General features: G+C 48.6%; 24 protein-coding genes and 3 pseudogenes. 10 read left to right on the forward strand and 17 right to left on the reverse strand.

Annotated elements, in window-relative coordinates:
* Window position 1: 1 nt before the first annotated feature.
* Both codB and C5523_RS12085 read right to left on the reverse strand, forming a co-directional pair.
* Entirely contained in the window at window positions 2-1,264 is a 1,263-nt protein-coding gene (gene codB / locus C5523_RS12080) for a cytosine permease (RefSeq protein WP_079498153.1), read from the reverse strand.
* A 459-nt stretch (window positions 1,265-1,723) separates the two neighbouring features.
* Entirely contained in the window at window positions 1,724-2,632 is a 909-nt protein-coding gene (locus C5523_RS12085; protein ID WP_108702314.1) for a LysR family transcriptional regulator, read from the reverse strand.
* 94 nt (window positions 2,633-2,726) lie between these two features.
* Here C5523_RS12085 and C5523_RS12090 point away from each other — a divergent pair, with 94 nt between their 5' ends.
* Window positions 2,727-3,710: an NAD-dependent epimerase/dehydratase family protein gene (locus C5523_RS12090; protein ID WP_108701185.1), complete on the forward strand. Its 984-nt coding sequence runs from the start codon at window positions 2,727-2,729 to the stop codon at window positions 3,708-3,710.
* A 192-nt stretch (window positions 3,711-3,902) separates the two neighbouring features.
* Here C5523_RS12090 and C5523_RS12100 read toward each other — a convergent pair whose 3' ends face one another.
* Complete coding sequence (locus tag C5523_RS12100) at window positions 3,903-4,307, reverse strand: GNAT family N-acetyltransferase (RefSeq protein WP_039078854.1); 405 nt, start codon at window positions 4,305-4,307, stop codon at window positions 3,903-3,905.
* A gap of 320 nt (window positions 4,308-4,627) precedes the next feature.
* Window positions 4,628-5,554 (reverse strand): AraC family transcriptional regulator, encoded by a 927-nt coding sequence (locus C5523_RS12105; RefSeq protein ID WP_223878781.1) that lies wholly within the window; start codon window positions 5,552-5,554, stop codon window positions 4,628-4,630.
* A 241-nt stretch (window positions 5,555-5,795) separates the two neighbouring features.
* On the opposite strand from C5523_RS12105, the gene C5523_RS12110 reads away from it, so the two are divergent.
* From C5523_RS12110 to C5523_RS12120, 3 genes are all read left to right on the forward strand, one after another.
* Entirely contained in the window at window positions 5,796-6,542 is a 747-nt protein-coding gene (locus C5523_RS12110) for an SDR family NAD(P)-dependent oxidoreductase (RefSeq protein WP_071195498.1), read from the forward strand.
* Between the two features lie 17 nt (window positions 6,543-6,559).
* Entirely contained in the window at window positions 6,560-7,273 is a 714-nt protein-coding gene (locus C5523_RS12115) for an SDR family oxidoreductase (protein ID WP_103245580.1), read from the forward strand.
* 188 nt (window positions 7,274-7,461) lie between these two features.
* Entirely contained in the window at window positions 7,462-8,349 is an 888-nt protein-coding gene (locus C5523_RS12120) for a GNAT family N-acetyltransferase (RefSeq protein ID WP_071195534.1), read from the forward strand.
* Between the two features lie 94 nt (window positions 8,350-8,443).
* On the opposite strand, the gene C5523_RS12125 is transcribed toward C5523_RS12120, so the two are convergent.
* Window positions 8,444-9,361, reverse strand: coding sequence for a LysR family transcriptional regulator (locus C5523_RS12125; protein WP_071195500.1), 918 nt, complete (start codon window positions 9,359-9,361; stop codon window positions 8,444-8,446).
* Window positions 9,362-9,464: 103 nt separating this feature from the next.
* Between C5523_RS12125 and C5523_RS12130 the strand changes: the two genes are divergently transcribed.
* Window positions 9,465-10,673 (forward strand): MFS transporter, encoded by a 1,209-nt coding sequence (locus C5523_RS12130; protein ID WP_108701187.1) that lies wholly within the window; start codon window positions 9,465-9,467, stop codon window positions 10,671-10,673.
* Window positions 10,674-10,805: 132 nt separating this feature from the next.
* On the opposite strand, the gene C5523_RS12135 is transcribed toward C5523_RS12130, so the two are convergent.
* On the reverse strand, window positions 10,806-11,288 hold the full coding sequence (locus C5523_RS12135) for a glutathione peroxidase (RefSeq protein ID WP_108701188.1): 483 nt from the start codon (window positions 11,286-11,288) through the stop codon (window positions 10,806-10,808).
* A gap of 253 nt (window positions 11,289-11,541) precedes the next feature.
* Here C5523_RS12135 and C5523_RS12140 point away from each other — a divergent pair, with 253 nt between their 5' ends.
* Window positions 11,542-11,883 carry a hypothetical protein gene (locus tag C5523_RS12140; RefSeq protein ID WP_039078815.1) on the forward strand — a complete coding sequence of 114 codons (342 nt, stop codon included), beginning with the start codon at window positions 11,542-11,544 and terminating at the stop codon, window positions 11,881-11,883.
* Between the two features lie 219 nt (window positions 11,884-12,102).
* On the opposite strand, the gene C5523_RS12145 is transcribed toward C5523_RS12140, so the two are convergent.
* The 5 genes and pseudogenes from C5523_RS12145 to C5523_RS12165 form a co-directional block, all read right to left on the reverse strand.
* On the reverse strand, window positions 12,103-12,471 hold the full coding sequence (locus C5523_RS12145) for an STY0301 family protein (RefSeq protein ID WP_108701189.1): 369 nt from the start codon (window positions 12,469-12,471) through the stop codon (window positions 12,103-12,105).
* Window positions 12,458-12,859, reverse strand: coding sequence for a BPSL0067 family protein (locus C5523_RS12150; RefSeq protein ID WP_071925300.1), 402 nt, complete (start codon window positions 12,857-12,859; stop codon window positions 12,458-12,460). The genes C5523_RS12145 and C5523_RS12150 overlap by 14 nt, the downstream gene beginning before the upstream one ends.
* Before the next feature lie 398 nt (window positions 12,860-13,257).
* Window positions 13,258-13,546: pseudogene (locus C5523_RS12155) on the reverse strand (transposase); the annotation flags it as partial.
* 83 nt (window positions 13,547-13,629) lie between these two features.
* Window positions 13,630-14,175 (reverse strand): hypothetical protein, encoded by a 546-nt coding sequence (locus C5523_RS12160; protein ID WP_223878782.1) that lies wholly within the window; start codon window positions 14,173-14,175, stop codon window positions 13,630-13,632.
* Between the two features lie 316 nt (window positions 14,176-14,491).
* Window positions 14,492-15,016, reverse strand: a complete 525-nt coding sequence (locus C5523_RS12165) for a hypothetical protein (protein ID WP_108701192.1) — start codon at window positions 15,014-15,016, stop codon at window positions 14,492-14,494.
* Window positions 15,017-15,306: 290 nt separating this feature from the next.
* Between C5523_RS12165 and C5523_RS12170 the strand changes: the two genes are divergently transcribed.
* Window positions 15,307-15,759, forward strand: a complete 453-nt coding sequence (locus C5523_RS12170; protein WP_108702315.1) for a GNAT family N-acetyltransferase — start codon at window positions 15,307-15,309, stop codon at window positions 15,757-15,759.
* A gap of 276 nt (window positions 15,760-16,035) precedes the next feature.
* A complete protein-coding gene (locus C5523_RS12175) occupies window positions 16,036-16,410 on the forward strand; it encodes a hypothetical protein (RefSeq protein WP_223878783.1) in 375 nt (124 codons plus the stop codon).
* Window positions 16,411-17,029: 619 nt separating this feature from the next.
* Here the strand turns inward: C5523_RS12175 and C5523_RS12185 are convergent.
* The 4 genes and pseudogenes from C5523_RS12185 to C5523_RS12200 form a co-directional block, all read right to left on the reverse strand.
* Window positions 17,030-17,398, reverse strand: coding sequence for an STY0301 family protein (locus C5523_RS12185; protein WP_108701193.1), 369 nt, complete (start codon window positions 17,396-17,398; stop codon window positions 17,030-17,032).
* Window positions 17,385-17,786: a BPSL0067 family protein gene (locus C5523_RS12190; protein ID WP_108701194.1), complete on the reverse strand. Its 402-nt coding sequence runs from the start codon at window positions 17,784-17,786 to the stop codon at window positions 17,385-17,387. Before C5523_RS12190 ends, C5523_RS12185 begins: the two co-directional genes overlap by 14 nt.
* Window positions 17,787-18,194: 408 nt before the next feature.
* Window positions 18,195-18,473 (reverse strand): annotated as a pseudogene (locus tag C5523_RS12195) (transposase); the annotation flags it as partial.
* Between the two features lie 38 nt (window positions 18,474-18,511).
* Window positions 18,512-18,877: a hypothetical protein gene (locus C5523_RS12200; protein WP_108701195.1), complete on the reverse strand. Its 366-nt coding sequence runs from the start codon at window positions 18,875-18,877 to the stop codon at window positions 18,512-18,514.
* 291 nt (window positions 18,878-19,168) lie between these two features.
* On the opposite strand from C5523_RS12200, the gene C5523_RS12205 reads away from it, so the two are divergent.
* Together C5523_RS12205 and C5523_RS12210 are read left to right on the forward strand one after the other, a co-directional pair.
* Window positions 19,169-20,227, forward strand: a complete 1,059-nt coding sequence (locus tag C5523_RS12205) for a hypothetical protein (protein WP_108701196.1) — start codon at window positions 19,169-19,171, stop codon at window positions 20,225-20,227.
* Complete coding sequence (locus C5523_RS12210) at window positions 20,221-20,493, forward strand: hypothetical protein (protein ID WP_108701197.1); 273 nt, start codon at window positions 20,221-20,223, stop codon at window positions 20,491-20,493. Before C5523_RS12205 ends, C5523_RS12210 begins: the two co-directional genes overlap by 7 nt.
* A 571-nt stretch (window positions 20,494-21,064) precedes the next feature.
* Here the strand turns inward: C5523_RS12210 and C5523_RS12220 are convergent.
* Together C5523_RS12220 and C5523_RS12225 are read right to left on the reverse strand one after the other, a co-directional pair.
* The gene (locus C5523_RS12220; protein ID WP_172960888.1) at window positions 21,065-21,424 is read right to left on the reverse strand and encodes a hypothetical protein; all 360 of its coding nucleotides are present in this window, start codon (window positions 21,422-21,424) and stop codon (window positions 21,065-21,067) included.
* Between the two features lie 97 nt (window positions 21,425-21,521).
* Window positions 21,522-22,631 (reverse strand): annotated as a pseudogene (locus tag C5523_RS12225) (IS3 family transposase).
* Window positions 22,632-22,644: the final 13 nt, after the last annotated feature.

Below are 22,644 nucleotides of genomic sequence, written 5' to 3' on the forward strand. Positions count from 1 at the left end.
ACTACTGCTCCGCGACCGAATCAGCGGCGGGCTGACGTTTGCTCAGACGCGTCAGGGCGATGTAGAGCAGCGCGGAGACGGTAATGCCGACCAGCGGGGCGATCCAGGGCGACAGATACGCCACCACTGCGCCCACGGCATAGGCGCCCAGTCCCAACCAGTTGAAGCGCGGCAAACGGGCCGTTTGCAGCAGAGGATAACGACCGCCGCGATAAAACCAGTAGTCGGCAAGGATCACGCCGCCAATGGGCGGAATGATACTGCCCAGGAGAACGAGGAATGGGATCAGCATTTCATACATACCGCCAATCGCCAGCACAATGCCGACGCCAGCGGCGACCACGGTCAGGGTACGGCGGCGCTCGCTGCGCAGCAGATGGCAGGCGGCGGCCGAGACGTTGTAAATCGTCGGCCCCTGAATAGTCAGCAGGTTAAGGCACAGCATTACCACCGCGGCGACCGACAACCCCTGCAAAATCAGCACTTCCACAATATCGGCCTGCTGATAGACGATAGCGCACCACGCTCCGGCAACAATCATCAGCCCGTTACCGATGAGAAAGCTACTCATACTGGCAACGATAGCGGTGCGGCTGGAATTGGCCAACCGGGTCCAGTTTGTTGCCTGGGTCGCGCCACTGGCGAAGGTGCCAAACACCATGGTGATAGCCGCAGACCAGGTCATGGTTTCGCCCGGTTCAATTTTGGTCATCGCCTGCCAGCCACCGGCGTGATGGGCGGCCAGGTACATCGACACCACCAGCAGAATAAACATCAGCGGCACCGACACGCGAGACAGCGCGTCCAGCCCTTTGTAACCCACCAGCGCAGTGACGCAGAACAGGATGCCGAACAGGATCATCAGCGGGATGGTCATGGCGGCGGGCAGGGCGAGGATTTTGACCAGTGAGATGGCGACCGTTGCGGTCCCCCAGGCGTACCAGCCCAGTTCGGCAAAGCCGAGAATAAAATCGGCGAGTTTGCTGCCGATTTCTCCGAAGCAAAAGCGGCCCATCAGTACGGTATTCAGCCCGCTACGGGCGGCAATCCAGCCGAGCGAAGCGGCGTAGAGGGCCAGCAAAAAGTTACCGATAACCGCAATCCATAAAAGATTGACGATAGAAAAGGAGACGCCAAGTTTGCCGCCTGCGAACATCGTGCCGGTAAAAAAAGTAAAGCTGAACAAAACCATGGAGATCGAAAATACGCCTTTACGTCCGGAGGCGGGCGCTTCGACGAGCGGAAAATCATTGCTGTTTGACATTGTGAAACCTCTGAGTGGCTATCTGAATGGCTATGCAAGAAATAGCAAGAGGTATGCCAAAAATAGCCGGGCAGAGGTAACACAATGAAGTGTGCACATTGCACATAAACCTTGAGTAATCGGCAGGTCATTGTCAGGAGAGTGTGCATGGTGCAATTTTTCGCACCATAACAGAGCAGCGGCGCAGACACCTGTTTCGCTGTATATCCACCTGGTAGAGAGATAGGGGTGCGCCCGGAAACGGGGACATTTTCATCTCCGGGCTGTGATTCAGGCTGGGGTGAGTATCACGTTCACGGTTAGAAGCTGTTCATACTAACGATCAAAGCAATACGTAAATTGAGGTGTCTTAATCAACGGGACAGAACGGTTAAAAGGCGGCGCCGACATCATCCTGTTCGGGTCGAAGTGAAGCCCGCCATTACTGTTAGCAGCAGCGCGGCAATCGCGACGGGATTGTTACATACCTGCATTATTGATATATGTCTGTAAGCCCGCGGCGAGAATATCGAACACCGTTTTACAGGCTTTACTGTGGCGCAAGTCCTCATGCATAACCAGCCAGGTGTCGAGATGATAGGCAAAGAAACCAGTCATCACTCGCTCTAACGGAACAGGGAAATCTGCCAGTTGAACCTGACACATTCCTATACCCGCACCTGCGCGGATAAGGTTTAATTGCGCCACATCGCTGTCAGTGCGCACGGTAAAGCGTTCACGATTCAACTGAGGAAAGTGTTTCAGTGCCTGTAAAATAAAGGGCGTCGTTTTATCAAAGCCCACAAGCGTATGGGTGAACAACGCGTCAATACTCTCCGGCGTACCGTGGCGTGCCAGATAAGACGGCGAGGCATGCAAACCAATTTCAATACTGCCCAACCGACGCGCAATCAGTTGTTCCTGCACCGGTGTGCTCATGCGTACCGCAATATCCGCTTCCCGGTTCAATAAATCCTGCATTCGGTTAGAGATCACCAGTTCCAGGGTAAGCTGCGGATAATCTTCTTTAATTCGTGCAAACAGAGGTGGCAGTACCTCAGTGCCGATAATTTCACTCGCCGATACACGAACCACGCCATGTAACCCGGCGGAGTGGGCACTGAAGCTGGCAGCCGAACGCTCAATCATACTGGCCGTGTTTTCCATCGCTTGCGCATGGCCTTGCAGCGCGGCTGCCGCATCCGTAGGCTGCAGGCCCGTTTGCGAACGTGTAAACAAAACCAGGCCAAGGGCGGATTCCAGCGCTGCTATGTGTCGCCCCGCAGTGGGCTGGGTGATGGCAAGCATGCGTGCTGCCCCCGAGAGGGAACCTTCTTTCATCACCGCCAGGAAGGTTCGATACCATTCCCATGGAATATTTAGCTTCATACAAAAATGCATACCTGCTGCCTGATGTCATGCAATTACATTTAGCTCGCACAGACACTACGATGTCAAGCAGACATCCGGCAGAGGTAAGACAATGAAAAACACAAACAAGGTACTCATCCTGGGCGCAACAGGCGGAATCGGTGGAGAAATCGCCCGTAAACTCATCCGCGAAAAATGGGACGTCCACGCGTTGCGTCGCAGCGCCCCGCAGAATGAAGAGCACGGGAGCATGACGTGGATAAAGGGTGATGCGCTGAATGCTGAGCAGGTCGCGGCTGCCGCGTCAGAATGCAGTGTGATAGTCCATGCTGTTAATCCGCCCGGTTATCGACACTGGGAACAACTGGTTTTGCCAATGTTGCAGAACACCATCTATGCCGCAGAGAGAAATGGTGCATTAATTGTTCTCCCCGGCACCGTTTATAACTACGGTCCGGACGCCTTTCCACTCTTGCGGGAAGACTCTCCCCAAAATCCAGTCACCCGAAAAGGGGCAATACGGGTGCAAATGGAGAAGGCCTTATTCGCTTACGCGCAGCGCGGCGGAAAAGTGCTGATTCTGCGGGCCGGTGACTTCTTTGGCCCTGACGCAGGCAATAACTGGTTTTCGCAGGGATTGATCAAACCGGGTCAACGCCCGCGAATAATTAAAAACCCAGGCAGAGCCGGGACAGGCCATCAGTGGGCCTATCTGCCGGATGTCGCCGAAACGCTGGTTGCGCTGTTAGCGCGTCGCGATCAACTCGACTCTTTTGCCTGTTTTCATATGCGAGGACACTGGGATGCCGATGGTACGGCAATGGCCGGAGCCATACAGCGTGTCGCACAGCTTGCGGGTGTTAACGCGAAGGTAAAAGCATTTCCCTGGTGGCTCATCACGGCGATGGCACCTTTCAACACCACGCTGCATGAAATGCAGGAGATGCGCTATTTGTGGGAACAGGCGATACAGATGGTTAATGCAAAACTGATCGATTTTTTAGGCTACGAGCCGCATACCCCGCTTATTGACGCTGTGCATACCACTTTACTCGGTCAGGGCTGTCTTAATGACACCCGATTGGGGCCTTCGTGAGCAGACCTTCATAAAATTTTCTTAATAACTATTCGGATTTGCACGCAATATGGTCGAACTCTTTCCAACCTTATTTTTTAGAACAAGCGGCTGCCTGGAAGTATATCGTGTATAAAAATGTAGTAGGGCAGCCCCTTTTTCTTCCTTCTTCCTCGACGCATTGTTCTCAGTCGCACAAAGAGAGAGGAGAACTTATAACATTAACGACATACCCTCACTCTCAGGTCGGACGCATTTGAAGCCAAATTTTTCATAAAGTTCGGGAACATCAGCAATCAAGGTAACGTAAGCACCCGTTGTTGCCTTTTCTCTCAGCCATAACATTAACGCTTCCATAATTTTTCGCCCAAGGCCTTTACCCTGATGTTGTGGATCAATCGCCACATCTACAATGTCGAAATTAAGAACGCCATCACCGACAATTCTTCCCATTCCAACCACCTTACCCAAAAATTGAATATGCACGCCATGACAGCTTCCTGGGAGCGCTTTTCTTACCGCGTCCAGAGGGCGGGGGGTTAGGCCTGAAATAATACGTAAGCGGCAAAAATCTTCTGCCGCAGGGACAGCGTCAATTAAAATGTATTCTGCTTCCATTTTACTCTCATTGTTCATTAATGGATGACCCCGGTTTTATCATCAATCATGTTATCAATACAGTTGATAGAAAAAAGAAGCATAGTCTAAAGTAGTGTGATTTTTCCGCCTCATCGCATCTGGGGAAGAACCCGGATGCGATGAGAGGGGCAGGGGAATCAATTAAGTACAGACACTCTCGACGTGGTCTTGGGAATTTTGTTAGACAACAGGTAACCTTGCAGAATACACCCTTGTAAAATCTGTTATGGTGAGCCTCACTGGTAACTCGCTGAAATTTCATCAAGTTAAATTATCTCAATTTCATGATCGGAATAATATTATTCAGGCCAGTACGACTCAGCTTTAACCTTTAATAAATGACGTAAACGATGCGCTTCCTTCTGAGGGGGGCAACCAAAGAACCGGCTAAATTCCCTACTGAATTGTGTCGGGCTGATATAACCAACCCGTAAAGCGGCTTCGCTGGCAGTGACATTACTTTTGACCATTAAAAAACGTGCCTGGTGCAACCTGATGGAAATAAGATACTGTTTCGGTGTTGTGCCTGTGAATGCTCTGAAATGGCGGTGAAAAGAAGGCGCGCTCATTCCTGCAACTTTCGCCAGCAGATCAATATCGATATTATCCATAAACCGGGTATGCATCGTACGGATAGCCGCTGCAATTTGCCTGAAATGCCCTTTTCCGGAAAGCGCCGCCCTTATTGAAGCACCCTGAGTATCAATCAGCATACGATAATAAAGTTCTTTCAGAATTCCCGGCCCCAGAATTCTGGCCTGCTCTTTATTTCCAAGCGCCGTCAGAAGCCGATAAACCGTATCTGCCAGTTCTTCTCTGAGCGGGGTGGAAAACAGTATTCCCGCATTCTCATTATCGGTTGGGGCCCGTTCCCCCATTTCAATAATCAATTCGGCTATAAGGCTGACATCAAGCGATACAGACATAGCCAGAAGAGGTTTCTCCTGGCTGGCTGTCGTCTGGCTGGTAAAAGGAAGAGGGACTGAGACAACCAGATAATGTCCTGCATCGTAGATAAACGCCTGTCCGCCCATCAACGCCGTTTTCTTTCCCTGCAGAACAATAACTATGCAGGGCTCATAAAGAACGGGCGTATGGGGCATAGGCTCATTTACCCGCAGCAGTTTGACCTCCTTCATACAGGTTCGTGAGTAGCCTTCATCCGGTGCAAGCGCCAGAAAAGCCGGGATCATTTTCCGCGTCAGTATTGAGGTAAATCCAGACACCAGTCCCCCTGAAAATACGAAAGGATAATTTTTGTGACTTATAGCAGCTTACCAAAAGACATTATGAGAGGAATAGATAATGTTTGTACAGTAATCAACATTGTTGCGTTTATCTGCTTCTCATATCCTTTTTGCGGCAAAAGAAAGGTGGAGAGGCATTTATCCGCAGCAGGGTTTTTTAGTACCGGCTGATAAACGAGATGGCGCTCTGGCAATGTAATTCAGCAATTAAGGAGTAAAAATGGCAGATTTTTTGGGACTCCAAAACAGAGTGGCGATTGTCACGGGGGCTGCGGGCGATATTGGCAGGGCGACAGTAAAACTACTGGTGAGTCATAAAGTGAAGGTGCTGGCTCTGGATATTAATCCGCAGGTTCATTCACTGATACACAACGATCAGGTGGTGACACATATTTGCGACGTCAGTCTGGAACATGAGGTTATCGGCGCCGTGAAACTCGCACAGTCAGCGTTCGGTACGGTGGATGTTCTCATCAACAATGCAGGCAAGACCCTGAATAAACGTGCTATCGAGACGTCGGCTGAGGAATGGGACAACATTATGGCCATTAATGCCAGAGGGTATTTTCTCCTGGCCAGGGAAAGCCTGAAGGTTATGCAACCCCGCAGGCAGGGGGCGATTGTCAATGTGGCCTCAGTCGTGAGTATGGTGGGCATGAAAGCAACGTCCGCCTACTCGGCTTCTAAAGGCGCAATCGCCCAGTTGACAAAAGTGCTGGCTCTGGAAGCGGCTGAGTATGGTATCCGGGTTAATGCTGTCGCACCTGGCGTGGTCGAAACGAATATCCTTTCCGGCATCGTGGAAGATAGCCGCGCCACGTTATCGAGCTATGGTCACGCTCATCCACTTGGACGCGTGGCGCAGCCGGAAGAAATTGCGGAGGCAATTATCTGGCTTGCATCGCCCAAAGCCAGCTTCGTGACGGGAACGATATTAATGGCAGACGGCGGTTATACCGCACAGTAACCAGGAGCACCGGAAGAATGAATAAACAGCGTATTTTGATTGTCGGGGCTGAGAAAGGGCTCGGGCTGGGTCTGTCGCAAGCCTATCTGAAAAAGGGCTGGGACGTTTTTGCTACATACTTACCGGATGCAGATATCGCTTCCCTGATCGCCCTGGAAAAGGGATATCCGGGCAGTCTCGCGACCGGCGAGATTGATGTCACTGATGTGTGCCATATCGGGCCCCTTATCGCCAGGCTCGGTGCATGGCAGTTTGATATTATTTTTCTGGTTGCCGGAATCTACGGTCCGTTACATCAATCAGTGTTGCAGGCATCAGATGCGGAATTCCAGCAGATTATGATGACCAATGCTTTTGGTCCTGCCCGCCTGGCCCGGCACCTTCTGCCTTTCCTTAAGCCTGCCGGCACACTGGTTTTTATGTCGTCGCACCGGGGTAGCATTGCCAGCAATACCGAACCCGGAATAGGTCTTGAGCTCTACCGGGCCAGTAAAGTGGCGTTGAATATGCTGGCGCGTTGTATTTATATGGATCTGATGCAGGGGGAGCATACTGTCCTGTCTATTCATCCGGGCTGGGTAGCGACAGCGATGGGCACCCTGGATGGCGCCGTTGAAGCAGAGATTGACGTGAACACCAGCGTCAACGGAATGGTTGAGGTCATTGAGCTACACCGTAATGATAGAAAACATCTGTTCCTTGACTATGAAAATAACACCTGGCCCTGGTGAAAGCGGCGAAACAAGCCAGCCATCTTGCTGGCTTTTTCTTTCAAACGCCCGCTTTTGGCGATACCTGGTCGCAAGGCGTTATAAGCCTGGCGGGCTTTACGCCTCAGAAAGCTGCTTGTTATTAGCGTCAAAGGTAGGGCAATCTGTGACGCCAGACCCGATACCTGGAGTAATGTCAGATGGATACGATGCTAACATTCATGCTTTCTCAGTATGCTGAACTCCCCGTACCACAGGAAACGCTCTTTTGCTGGCTTGATAAATGGCTTTCTGAGCAGGAAAAACGGTGTGTGGATAAGACCTTTTCAGCACAATTTCCATGGAAAGAGACGGGCTTACCGCAGGATTACTTCCTACAGCGAAAACTCAATATTAATGGCCGACAGTTTCTTACTGGCCCGCGTTATCGGGGAGGTGATATCAATAGTCCTTTTATTGATATCGTCGCGTCAGACTCCAATATTGATTGTTCGGTACTCAAATTTATCAGCCAGGAATGGGCGCAACTAAAGCCACAGTACATCCGTATACTCACGCCAGGCCACGATAAAGTTCAAGGCATAACAGACCAGCTAATCTATGCATCCTGCCTGACGGGTGCTCCGGAATATAATGACACCGTAACCCTAAGAGCGGCTGAATATGCCGATTTTAAATGGTGTCGGCAGGCTCTGATTGATGGCTGGCAGCATTCCTTGTCTGTTATGCCTGCCTTACCAGCCAGCCTGTTGTCCGTTGATGACGAAGAACTCCATCATCATATTTCAGAAGGCGCCGCGTATATTATTTACGAAGAGGGGATCCGTGCCGGACTGATAATTTGCGAGAAGGCAGAGGTCGCTTTTTTACGGGGTTACCGAATTTCTGATGAGGTTATTCTACCCGCCTTTCGCGGACGCTCGCTGGCTTCCCGGGCTCAGTGTTGGCTTCGTCACTATCTTGCCCACTCCAGCCAGGATATCTGCCTGATGGCAGGTACTATCGTTCCAGAAAATTTGCCGTCTATAAAAACAGCCGAAAAAGCGGGGCGAACATGCATTCTCAGATACGAATTTTTACCTGTCATGGTGAGTTAATCGGCTGACCTGTCGCCGCACGGGGGAGAATTTGACGGTATGTTCATCCTCTTCCTGGTGCCAATGCGATGCTTCGCGGCTATTCACTACCGCCTTATTTTACTGTGGATATGTTGCTTAATTTCTGATGCATGAAATCAATCAGCGCTCTTGTTTTGGCAGGCAAAAAACGTCGATCTGAATAAAGCGCAAATAATTGCAATGGCGCTGCCGATTGCTCAAACTCAACCTCGATTAACCGACCATCGCTAATATAGGGCTGGCAGGCTTGTTTCGCCAGAATTGCAAAACCGACACCTGCTATAGCGGCTCGTCCTGCCATCTCTCCGCTGTTGACCCGATAATGCCCGTTAGCCTTAATTGTCTCGAATCCCCCCTTTTTATCGACAAATTGCCAGGGCGCGCCTTTCAGTGCACTGACCGTTGTAATACAGGGTAACTCTTCAAGTTGTTGTATATGCGAAGGGGTGCCATAACGCTGAATGACGGCGGGGGCGGCAACAACGGTACAAGGGATGGTCATCAGATGACGGGCTATGTAGTCACTGTCATCCATCTGACCACGGGTAACAATGACAGCTAAATCCAGATCATCGCGAAGGGATTCTAAACCTGACAAATTTGTGACGCAGCTGATCTCCAGTTCCGGGTACTGACAGGCGAAATCGGCAATAACAGAACCCAGCAATGCAGGACCTATTTCATTGGGAATACAGATGCGTAATGGGCCTTTGAGTTGCATCTGCCGCAACGTTAATTCTGTCTCAGTTTGCTCAAGCGCCTCCAGCAGTGGCTTCGCCCGAATGTAGAGTAGATGCCCCGCCTGGGTGAGTTTCATATGGCGGGTGCTGCGCTCAATGAGCTGAAGATTCAGTTTTTCTTCTAACTGAGAAATACAACGACTCACGTTGGATGTCGGCATTTCAAGGGCTTTCGCTGCCCCCACAAAACTCTCTCTTTCAACCACAGCAATGAACACTTTCAGGCTGGTAAAATCCAGGGCCGCACGCATCAATTATCCCATTATTGATAACAATAAGTGCCATTTTTACCACCTAATGCGCAGCATTGATAGCAGTTACACTCGGATATCTTTCATCCACAGGTTGCTTGCTATGTCACAGGCCATACAGACGTTTAATCATAAAGCCCTCATGCGTATTGCCATTGTAATGGCTTTTATCCAGTTCACGAATGCGCTGGAATATATGATGTTCAATCCTATTTTTGCCTTTATGGCAGCAGACTTTGCCGTTCCCGTATCCTTCTCAGGTTATGTGTCCGGTATGTATACATTGGGGGCAGTCATTTCGGGCGTTATCGCTTTTTACTGGATTGGTCGTTTTAATAAGAAGCGTTTTTTAATCGCCAATATGGCACTATTAGGCCTGCTGACACTTTTGACGACATTTACCTCGAGTTTTAGTCTTCTGCTTATACTACGATTCTGCGCAGGTCTGGTCGGCGGTACGACAATGGGGGTGGGTACAAGCCTGTTAATAAATAATGCACCGGCGCATTTGCGCGGAAAAATGTTGGCGACGGTAATTGCGTCATTTTCGATGGTAAGCATTGTAGGAATGCCCACTATATTATTTTTGTGCTCACACTATGCCTGGCATACGGCGCTGTGGTTAATCAGTTCTTTTTGCCTGGTCTCTTTACCCTTGACAGGCTTTATCATCCCCAGGGATACGGTCTCATCAGGCGGGAAGACCAGATTGCCTATTGATACGCAAACCTTATTTTTTGCCTCTTGTACGGCACTGGCACAATTTAGTCCAATGCTGATTATTCCCATAATAACGCCATTAATGACGCAATATATGGGAGCACAACAAAACCTGTTGCCCGTATTGTTCTTAAGTGGCGGGATTGCAGGTTATCTGTCTACAAAAATAACAGGTATTCTAACGGCGCGTTTATCCACGCTAGTGCTGGCAACAATATCGACGCTGTTCTTTGTGGCAAGTTTGCTGATTCCTGCGGTGGGTTATCATAATGCAGGTCTCTTTATCACCTTATTTCTTGGCGCCTCATATAGCCGACTTGTTTGCGCTTCGGTGGTGGCTGTCCAGTATCCTGAGGATGAACAACGAGCCGGTTTTTCTTCATTACAGACAGCCATTATGTTCCTGATAACCACTCTCGCATTCTTTCTGTCCTCTTTATTATTACCTGACCAGGGATTAACCACGCAAAATCTGAACAGACTGTTGGTTGTCAGTGCATTAGCGGCATCAGGATTTCCTGTAATGGTCATACTGTTTCAAAAGAAACTGGCTAAGCGGACTATCCAGCCTGAGCCCCCCATCATTGATTAGCACAACGTTCGTTGCTGGCACGAATCTGCCACAAAAAGAGTCATCAGAACGCTACTTGCTGTTTAAGCAAAAGTTTGACGGTATGTTGATCCTCTTTTTGCATAAAGCGTTAAAAATGAATGTGCGAAAAATTCAGTTTTTAAGTGCCGCAAGGATTGCGGTTTCCATTTTCTGTGGAGTGGTGAAGGGCGCAAAACGTTTGAGCGGTTTACCGTCGCGTCCGATCAGAAACTTCGTGAAGTTCCACTTAACTCGCCCACCCAGCACGCCGGGTAATTCGTGTTTCAAATAACGAAACACCGGGTGCGCTGCGCTTCCGTTGACTTCTATTTTCTCGAACATTGGGAAGCTCACACCGTAGTTAATCTGACAGGTCTGCGCGATTTCCTCGGCGCCACCGGGTTCCTGTTTGCCGAACTGGTTGCAGGGGAAACCCAATACCACCAGACCCTGGGCCGCGTATTTTTTGTAGAGCGCTTCAAGGCCGCCGTATTGTGGCGTGAAGCCGCAATGGCTGGCGGTATTAACGACCAGGACCACCTTACCCGCGTAGTCGGCCATAGAGATAAGCTGGCCGCCCAGGCTGGTGGCTGACAGTTGGTAAAAGGTAGTCATAGCGAAATCCTCAAAGCAGAATCAGTTCGATGTCGACATCGCCACGTAGCGCGTTACTGCCGGGGCTGGGCGTGAAGGGAAGATCTTGCTCCTGCGAGTGTGGCAGGTGTGGGATCGTGTGTGATACATCTTTGCAAAGTTGAACAAAAAGAACAACAAACAGGCGACTTTTGTGCTTTGTGTGGGTTTACATTCGTATAGAATAGGGCACTACATTAGTTTGTGATAATTATTTCACTGTTTAGGGGATGCTATGGGTGTTGAATTTCACATAACAAGAGCTGAATTCTGGGCAGATAATGATGATGCGCAGATAACTGCTGATGAATGGCTTGACTACATTAATAGCGATAAGGAATTAAGCAAACATATTATAAACGGCGATTACCACGCCTTGTGGTCAGGCCCTTCATTGTACGCAGAACCCTGGCTCGACTGGAGCGCAGGTAATATTTATACCCAATGGCCAGACACATATCTGTACAGAAAGATGTTGGAGATTGCAAAGCACCTCAATGCACAGGTAATGGATGATGACGGTACGATTTACAGTGATGAATCACAGTGGGAGTACGATCCGTCAACGAACAGTTAACGTTCGTTACTGGCAGACAGGGGACGTTCGGACCCGGCAGATCGCCCCTGTATGATGGCCTTCATTTTGAGGCAACCGAACGACTGCTTAGAGCGAACTGCGGAAGTTCGTAATTTATCCCATAGTTGATGACGCGTGTTAATAAATGGGGAGCAGGTCATCTGTGGGAAAGGAATTGCCAGAAACACCGGCAGGGCGATATCTGGCAATTAGACGGATTTATTCACAGGAGGCGTAAAACTCTTCTTTGCTGTTTCTATACCACGCAGAACATTTCTGTGCTGTTGTGGGTACCTTTACAGTGGCAGTTTTATGTGTTCCCTTATACTGGCAAACAAGAAATACGGACGTGTTATGCTTCTTCGCATAATCCTGAGAGTCCTTAAGGGTCCATACCATTTCTTCATCCGTATCCGGTAAGAGTGAAGCCTTTTCTTCTGGCGGCCCAACTAAGACATCAACTAAATTCATTCGGTGTGTTTTGTTGCCTTCTTTTAAAACAGGCGGGCAGCTTACTTTTTCGGCAAAAACAGAACTGGAAAAAAGCAAGGCCACGCTACCTAAAATTAATGTTTTACTCCACGACATAGTAATTCCCTCCTACGTTTTCGGGGCGTGGTTGCTGAGTGAATCGGATTGTGCGCTGACTGACAGGATGAGGTGTTTTTATTTTTTCGCCTCGTCTATCGGTACTGTGTCCCATCCACTGATCCAGAACCTGAATCCCATTTTCATCCTGTCCAAGATAAATTGCTGCGTGGGATCTGCCATCGGTATGATTTCCGTATCGACCATCGGCATCAAACGTTGCTATTGCTGTGCCCGGGGTAATCGATGTATTTCCTTTAACCAGTGCGCCGCGTCGCCATGCTGCCGTTCGCGGCATATTGGCTGCCTTTTGAGTAAACGCCACACACTGACCACTGCCAACCGATTGCCCGATATAAGCCCGTGGCGTTGCCGCTATGTAAACCATGTCCTTTGTTCCTGTGTGGATTAGTGCGTCCATATTCTTTTACATGCTGGATTACAGGCAAGCAGGGAATGAGTGAGAATGTCTGATTGAGATTATTCCTGGTCGGTGTCGACACTTATCCATTTGCCTTATCAGAAATGATGACAGCGGCCAGAGGGCTAATGTGCATGGTTAACCGCGTTGCTAATTTGCAACTCACTACGCCTTTGGTGCACACGCTCGTACAGCACGTCAATAGCTAACGTTGTCGCCTGGAGTGGTTCGCATCACTGTGTATTGCAGTTGATTTTACCAATTCCATCCATAAGAAAATTTATATTTAAATCAATAAGCACTTTTCAATCCATTTCATGATGATCCAGCTCCCGACAGAGCAGGCGAACATGTCAGCAACAGGTGTTGTCACGTATAAAGGCGTACCTCAGTCGGACAGCTTTGAGAAGTACGTTAATAAGTCCGTTCGTCGGTAACCCGCTTGAGCTCTTTCTGGAGACGGCGGATCTCGGCCTGAGCACCTGACTGTTTTTTATGAGTGGAAGAATCCGGACCGTACTTCTTTATCCAGGCGTAAAGACTGTGGGTGGTGATATCGAGACGTGTTGCAATGCCGGAAACAGAGTAACCACGATCAACACCATGTTTAACTGCTTCAATTTTAAACTCTTCGGGATAACGCTTACCGCTCATGGGCACCTCTCTTTAAGCCATCTTAAATGACTCCGAGGTGTCTGTTAAACCTGTGGCGATTCAAACCTTTAACTAGTGGGCAGTTACACTGAATTACTGACAGACTCCTGCCAAAATGTCAGACAAACCCCATATTCATCCAGAAGGTCGTCAGCAATTTCAAACTGAAACACCTTATCCGGGAAAGCCTCTGCTAACGCGCGCTTCCAATATCTAGTTATCTGCTCGGCAAATAAATGACAAAGACGATAATCCTCTTTTGACAGACCTACTTTAAATACGGGGCGGTCCGGTGCATCTTCCCACTTTGAAAAAAACTGATTTATTGAAAAAATATTTCTGTATCGTTCAACGTCTCTGCGCAATGTACTTTGTACTAATACACTAGATTTACTCTCTACTAGCCCAAGCAAATGAAACCTTTTCGGGTCGTATTGCTGAGCGTTAGGTAGCCAGAAAATATGCCCTTGGATCTCAATAAAATCAGGAGAGAGCAAACCCAGCACAGAAATTGCTTGCTCTAGTGAAACCAAGTGCCCTACATATGAAAAAAATTCTCCGGCGCCAATATCTGAAACAAACAGACCTAATGACTCTTTAGAAATATTACCCTGATAAACTTTCATCATTTCAATCCTAAACTATCAAGAACCGACTGAGGAACATTTTCCTCAAAAGCTTTTGTATCACTTCCCTTCTTGGGAAAATATGTTCCATTCGAAGCTTGGTTCCACTCGACCACCTTAATCAGAGAATTAGACACATCATATAGTGCGCGCCCCTCAGGTGACCTGCTCCCCATAAATTAACATATCTCAACGTTATCAACGTCTACTTTCGGCACAAATCTGCCAGTAGCAGTATATCAGGAGGCCAAAGCAAGAAGCTGGTGTTAGCGCAGAGTAAGAAAGAGCCAGCCACGATGACTGGCTTTTTTGGCGTTATCTATGCCAGCCACCCAGTCGCAGCAAGGTAGTCCCTTGATTGGGAATTCGTGAAATCAATCATTTTGCTCAGGACGATTACAGGGTCGGTGCCCTTTGCCATCTCGGTATTGTAAATCTGCATCCGCTGAGCATCGATTTTCGATGCATTATGGTAAAACTGACGCTTATAGTCATCGCCAACTTTTTCGCCGGTTGAAGCCAGTTTGATATCTTCCATCCTGTTGGTCTTGATCGACTCTGTCAGGTCATAGCAGATATCACTGCGGCTATAAGCCATATCATGAGCTAGCCTTTCTGCATCCTGAGAGCTAGCTTGTGCATAGCGTAAAATGTCTTCCTGTACCGCAGTCCTCGATAGTGTTGCGCCGTTGCTCATGGTTGAAGCTTGCGCCTTGTCTGACGACATAGCGTTTAGGTTATCAGTCGCTTTTGCCATCAGATTTTTGAAAGCCTGTTGCAGCTCTGTTTTTCTATCGATGGTGTTCAATAGCGAAGTTGTACTTCCAATTCCTTGAATTGCCATTTTCTACTCCTTCAGTTAGTAAGCCTTCCCATTCTAGTAATTACAATGCGCAGCCATGCGACAAATAGCGGGTGAATTAGCATCCATTTCTTGCGTGTGGGTACTGCGGGGTTTTTGATGTTTAGGTGGTGACAAAAATCAGATATGACCTGCTCCAGACGCTTCAACTTTAGTAATTCCGTTGAACATCCGCTCATGGCGTCCAGGGGACATCCGGGCACGGCAGATTTCCCCTGGACGCGATGTCAATTCTGCCCAGGCTATGCAAACCGAAATCATTGGAACGGCTCATGAATATCCAATTCACAAACATTACCCCGGCCAGCCCAGGGTTTACGGAGTTAAAATTAAAGAGCATGGCTGAAGGATTTAACATGCTACACCGACTGGAAGAAAATTGGTTAAACGGACAGAACCGCTTTGACAGGGCCGGAGAAAAACTGCTTGGGGCTTATGCTGATGATTTAATTGTTGGCGTGTGCGGACTTAACATCGATCCCTTTACGGAAATAACTGGCACCGGACGTCTGCGGCATCTCTATGTAGACACGGCATGGAGAAGAAATCATGTTGGCAGCGGTTTGCTCAGTGAAATACTTAAAGATGCTGGCCTCTGGTTTGATTTTATCAACACCAACGCACCATCATCGGCATTCACTTTTTATGAACGAGCCGGCTTTGTTGCTTTATGTGATATGGATAAAGTTACACACCACTTTTGCCTGAGAAAGCAAGCACGGTAGAACATTCTCGTTTTGGACACAGCGCCGATTGTGTCCTATGTCAGACGGTTAGAGCATCTTCTCATCTGCAGCCGGGGTCAGAGTTTGATGGTCACTGTTCTGAAGCAACGGAACGGTTGCTATGAGCGAAAAGCGGTCCTTTATCCATTGTGTATCAGATGCAGGACTAACACTGGCATGTGATAATCAACCGGGGATAGGTCATCGCGTCCGATCAGGAAATGGCGATGTGATTCTACGTTGTGAGAAATGTACAAAGATATTTGGTGTTAAAAAATGACGGAAATGGACGATGACTTTTTAGAATATGACCTGAACTGGTTTTTATCCAGCCAGGAAGGGTACCTGGCGCATTTTGCAACAGTAGGTCAGGGGCCGGTTCCTGAAAGGATCAAAGCATCTGTCGAGGACTATAATTTTATTCTTGATTATATTTACTCACTGGACCCCCTGTCAGAGGTCTATGTGATAGAAGGCAATCTGCCTGCATTTTCAAATGAGCATCAACGTTCTTGCTATCTGCGCTCATTTGTTGAGATGTCAAGTAAAGGGTTATTCAGCTACGACTATGAACAAGGTGGATATAAATTAATTTCGAAACCAAAAACACCATTGAAATATGAAAAATTGCCAAATGAAGTGAAGGCGTGATTTAGGTTGCAGATGGAGAAATAGACTTATAGATATGATGTGCTGATGTGACCTGTGCCCAATTTTTTGACACACAATAGCCATAGAAAGATCCGCTCCTGGCACTGAGCGAACCAGCCCGAAAATCGATGCCCGCAGTGAGCGAACTGCGGAAGTTCGTAATTTATCCCATAGTTAATGACGCGTGTTAATAAATGGAGAGCAGGTCATCAGCGCTGTTACGTGTCCAGGATGTTATTGATGAATTACGTGAAGAAATGGCCCATAAGGTTGCCCAATCTTAAAGTGAATATGACTGACCCGCATATCAGGTACAGGGATAAAGCATGGTAGATATCGAATCAGTACTGATTGAGGTGACCCGTCATCAGAGCCATGAGTTGAATGCCGCTGATAATCTGGATATACGTTGCCGCGTTGCCGCGTTGCCGGAACGCTCGCCGTAAAGGAGCGTCACCGCCAGTGCATGACCGCTCCTGAGTATCGATGGAGCAAGCCTATGCCCCGGAGATAATCCTTATTCATGGAGGGGGGGGCCTGTAATTTACGCCTTTCTCGTTTCTGTGGGAAAGGAATTGCCAGAAACACCAGCAGGGCGATATCTGGCAATAAGATGGATTTATTCGCAGGAGGCGTAAAACTCTTCTTTGCTGTATCCATACCTCGCGGAACATTTTTTTGCTGTTTCCGGCACCTTTAGAACGATGGTCTTTTCACTTCCGGTGTAGTGGCATACAAGATACAGAGGCATATTATTTTCCCGGGCATAGTCCTGGTAATCTTTTAGCGTCCACTCTGTTTTATCCTGCGTATCCGGCATTAACTCGCCAAGATTTTTTGGCAGCCCCTGAAAAAGGCTTACATCGTTAAGCCTGTGCGGCTTGTTATCAACCTGGAGTGAGTCCGGACAGGTGATTCCTTTTGCGCTTGCTACGCCAGAGAACAACATAACCGCAGCACTTAGCAACGCTGTTTTACTCCACGACATAATAATTTACTCCATTGTTTTCAGCGCGAGGGGATGACCTGAAGAATATAGTCCTGGGTGAAACTTTGTGTGGAACAGTAATCGGCCTGCCAAGTTTGTCAACATCATGTCTCATCCACTGATCAAGCACCTTAATCCCGGTAGAATCCTGCCCCAAATAAATTGCCGCGTGGGATCTGCCGTCTGTGTGATTTCCATATCGACTATCGGCATCAAACGTTGCTATTGCTGTGCCCGGGGTAATCGATGTATTTCCTTTAACCAGTGCGCCGCGTCGCCATGCTGCTGTTCGCGGCATATTGGCTGCCTTTTGAGTAAACGCCACGCACTGGCCACTGCCAACAGATTGCCCGATATAAGCCCGTGGCGTTGCCGCTATGTAAGCCATTTCCTTTGTTCCTGTGTGGATTAGTGCGTCCATATTCTTTTACATGCCAGATTACAGGCAAACGGGGAATGAGAGAGAATGTCCGATTAGGATTATTCCTGGTCGGCGTCGACACTTATCCACTTGCCTAATCAGAAATGATGACAGCGGCCAGAGGGCTAATGCGCATAGTTAACCGCGTTGCTAATTTGCAACTCACTACGCCTTTGGTGCACACGCTCGTATAGCACGTCAATAGCTAACGTTGTCGTTTGGAGTGGTTCTGACCTGTTCCCCGTGAATCAACACAGGCTGTTGTTAGCCACTTCCGCTTCTGGCACTCAGCGGACACCTGTCTATAAGAGGCGCAACAATCCCCCGTTGAGAAGCGAACTCTACGGCTAATCCATCAGACCTGATGATCGAGATTCAGGCTAATGCAGCAATGCTGGCTGGCATTCTTTCCACATTACTATAATTTATATCAAATGGTTGCCTGGATTTTAGGACACCGAAACACCAGTGGATCAATTTCCTCATTAAAGCTCCTATAGCTACCATTTTTGCCTTACCGATCAGGCACAGGCGTTCATACATGGTTTTCATTGCTATGTTGAATCTCAGGCCGGAGAGAGCAGCAAGATACAACTTGGCCCTTATTTCCGGGGGCCCAATTTTAGACATACGCGAACGCCCTCTAACAGAGGTAGCTTTGCATCAGCCCGCTATGCTGAGGACATGTCATTCTAATATCCGTTAGCCTTATCTTCTTGGTGTTTCATATCATCCGTGGCGGCGTTGTAGTCACTCATAATGAGGCTGTTATAGTCTAGAGCATCTTTGCATACCTGCGTCTTCGCTTTGGCTTCATCCTTCCAGCACTCGGCGGCGTCCCTGGCGTAGGTGGCATTAAAAGCTACTGCCGCGAACAGGTTCATGCAATTACGCGAGTCCTGTGTCCTGGCGCAAAAGTCGCGTAATAACGCTTGCTGCATATTATATCCTTTCGGCGAAACGTAGCGTCCAGCGTCAATAACATCACTCCAAAGTGTATTTTTTGCTGCGAATGATGCAACAGGCATAATCAGGGCGATTAGTGCTAAAGCTCTCATGCTGTAGTATCTCTTTTTTCGTTAGCTTTTCTCCTGCTGTATCTAACAGTGCAGTATATCGCACCGTTCGGCCGGCTACGCCTTGCTCGATGTAAAAGAGATATATTTCCGGCGTCTCTACTGCCTGAACGAGACTGTAACCCGCTACGCGGTTGAATTTAAAATAAAATCCGTTTGGCGTGCCGATCTTTAATGGAAAATAATTTTGTTACCTGACTGGATGCGGGAGAATTGTCAATTTTACCGTATGCGCAATAATGGAACGGATAACTTCTGAGAAAAAGGGACATCATGCTTCATCACTGTCAGGCAAGGTCAGTGGATGACATCTATCTGGAGGATATCATCCACATTATTCATCCGGAGACGGCAGCGCGTTACTTGGCTGACACAGCCCTGCCAAACCGGAATATCCCGGTGTGGGATTTACCCCAGGGCTACAACGCTTTTGTTAACCAGTACAATGCGTTTCACTATCAGCATCCATGGATGGCATACAGCGACGCGCTGGCCGATATCAAAACCGGGAAAGTCGTTCTGCTGAGGAAAAACATAACAGCTATCCCTATCACCGGTGTGCTGACATCTTCAGGAAATATCCAGGATGGCCTTCCACTTCCCCTTTATTCGCGTCTCCACTACATCATTAGTCAACAACTAAAACGCCAGGTCTATTCCGTTCGTCCTGCGGTACCGGTGCAACATGCTCAGTCAGCAAAAACCATTAACAGTAAATCCGCCGGTCGGCTTCTCGCTGCGGGTGGTGTTTATAACGGCAATATCGATGGGTTCAAAAAGACCGCAGAGCAGCTCGGTGGTGATGCGCCTGCAGGTTATGCTCAGGTCATGGATAACAAAGGTTTATTTATTACCGCCGCGTCTGTAGCGACCGGGCTGACGATGGGAAGGATGCGTTTTCCTGAGCTGGAAGAGCTGGAACAATTCGGTGCCAGAGGCACAGTATCAGGCAGGCCATTCGATCCTGATAAAGCAGGCGGGCCGATTGAAGACCTGACGACGGATGGCGTGAATATCACCCACGAAGGTATAGCAATTGTTGAGAAACACACGTCACGATTTGGTGAAGACCCAGGAAATGAGTTCATGATTAATAGGCTAAAAAAGATAGCCGATGGAGAAATCCCCCATGAACAAGTAGATTTAAATTACTATACTCATGAATGTCGTGAATATCAGCGTTATTGTAATTTAGGATGGGAAACCGGCGCTCCTGCAGATAATCTCGAAGCCCATGAGTTGTGGAACAATACCCACACTGCTACTCTTGAAGATTACAAGTTAAAAGGTGAGGTAGAAGACCTCTATCATCCGGATGCACCACTATGGTAAATAAAACAGAACTGAATATTCTGAAACTTTTGGCCTCCAGAGAGGACGTTAACTGGACTTGGTACAATCTGGACCGGGCGATGACCCGCAGAAAAATGGAGGGTGTTGGTAACGTTGCGAGGCTTGTCGATAATCTTTCTAAAGCCGGACTGGTAGATACCGTCCCAAGCGGAAACCCATCCGGAATGGATTACTACCGCGTATCAGAATCTGGCCACCTCTTTCTGAACAGCATCAAAGAGGAATACCAGGCCGATTTACCATAACGCCTCATTTTACGCCCTAATGGAAAGGGATTTGCGCCGTTTCCGGTGTTTTTAGAGTAAAAGAGTGACCTTAAAACCTCGAAAACTACCGGAAACGCACCTGATGAATTTTAACGAAATGCATGGCTATGCACTATCGTGCATAGGTAGAATTCTTGCAGGAGTCCTGTATGCTAAATCGTTATCCGTCAACCACTCCAACGACCCTGTTGGCAACTGTCTTCCAAACCGTTTCTGAATTCTTTCCTTGAAGCACTGCACGTCAGGCGGACTCAGGGCAGGGAACGTTTGAACAGATCCTCGACATGGTAGAGAGTGAACTACATGCAACAACGAAATGAGTCACCAAAGCTGAGTATAGGGCGACGAATATTCCATTCGTTGCTTGAAACCGGAGCCGCAATCCTGGGGGGATTGCTTTTCTTCTTATGCTGCTACTGGTTCTTTCATTACGAAACCTGGCATGAACGTATTATTGCAATTAGCCTGTCGGTGCTGGTTGTAGCATTCATCATCAAAATCCTGCCGGAAAGGCTAAACCAATAAAAAAATGGCCGCGCGATACGGCCTTTTAGATGTTGTACGACTGCGCAGCAGATCCATTCTGGTTATCTGCTCCGGGCTCTCTGCGGTGGGTCAGAAATAATGACTGGCTGAACAGGGGCAGGTATCCTGGATCTTCCTCAATCTCTCTGCAGCGTTGCATGACTGTACCCTGCTGATGCGCTGTACGACCAGTTTCACTGAACAGGTGGAACATGGCTTCATAGAAAATCACATCGTTACGTAAACCACAAACATCAGCGTGGTCCATTCCTTCGAGCTGCCGGCATTGTATGGCCAGTTCAATGAATCGGATGGTGTATTCGTATCTGTCGTTATCGAGCTGTAGCGACATAAAGCATTCGATTTCTGCAGGGTTAAGCGCCACATAGCGCCCGGAATGCACAATGGCGTTTGACCGCGCGCGGCCGGGGGGATGTGTGATAGGTCTGTTTATCCCGGCGCAAATTGTAAGCACACCCGTTTTAGTTCCACGCACTTTTTGAGATTTCCGGGGTTTCAGCCATCAGTCGGTACTCTTCCGGTGTCAGGTTATTCAGGGATTCGTGGGGGCGCTCGCCGTTATATTCAGCCAGCCAGCGCTCTGTAATTTCCCGTGCTTCATTCAGTGTTCTGAACAGATAAAAATCCAGTATTTCTGTTCTGTATGTCCGGTTGAACCGTTCGATAAAGGCATTCTGCGTTGGCTTGCCGGGCCTGATAAACTCCAGCATCACACCGCTCTTCTGCCCATTGTGCCAGCGTCAGCGAGACCAGTTCCGGACCGTTATCCATCCGTATCTTTAGCGGATATCCGCGGTTTGCCACGATCCTGTCCAGCACTCTCACGACCCGCTGCGCCGGGATATTCAGGTCAATTTCGATCGCCAGTGCTTCGCGGTTAAAATCATCCACCACGTTGAAGGTCCGGAAGCGTCTGCCGCACACCAGCGCATCGTGCATAAAATCGATGGACCAGCTCTGGTTCATCGCCTCTGGCGTCGCCAGCGGAGCCGGATTACGCACTGGCAGGCGCTGTTTTCCCTTACGGCGAAAATTCAGTTTCAGCAGGCAGTAAATCCGGTGAACGCGCTTATGGTTCCAGCTTTTGCCCTGCCTGCGCAGCACCTGAAAAAGCTTTTTAAATCCGTATCGCGGATAGCGTTCAGCCGCCACGCTCAGCGCCATAATGACTGGCTCATCACGTTGCGTATTCGGCTGATAACGAAATACCGTCCTGCTCAGCGACAATATCCTGCATGCCTGACGTAAGCTCATGGCAAACTGCGCGGTCAGATAGCTGACCAGCTCACGCTTTATCGCTGGTTTTAAAGCTTTTTTTCAATAACTTCTTTCAATGCGCGGCACTCGAGACTCAGGTCCGCAAACATCTGTTTCAACCGGCGGTTTTCATCTTCGAGGTCCTTCATCTTTTTGATATCAGAGGCTTCCATACCGCCGAACTTCGCTTTCCAGTTGTAGTACGAGGCCTCAGAAATCCCGGCTTCGCGGCAGACATCTTTGACGGTGCGTCCGGCTTCGACGGACTTCAGAACGGCAATGATCTGGTGTTCGGTGAATCGGGCTTTGCGCATGGCGATCTCCTCC

This window comes from Phytobacter sp. SCO41 (genome assembly GCF_003073275.1).
Classification (GTDB): domain Bacteria; phylum Pseudomonadota; class Gammaproteobacteria; order Enterobacterales; family Enterobacteriaceae; genus Phytobacter; species Phytobacter diazotrophicus.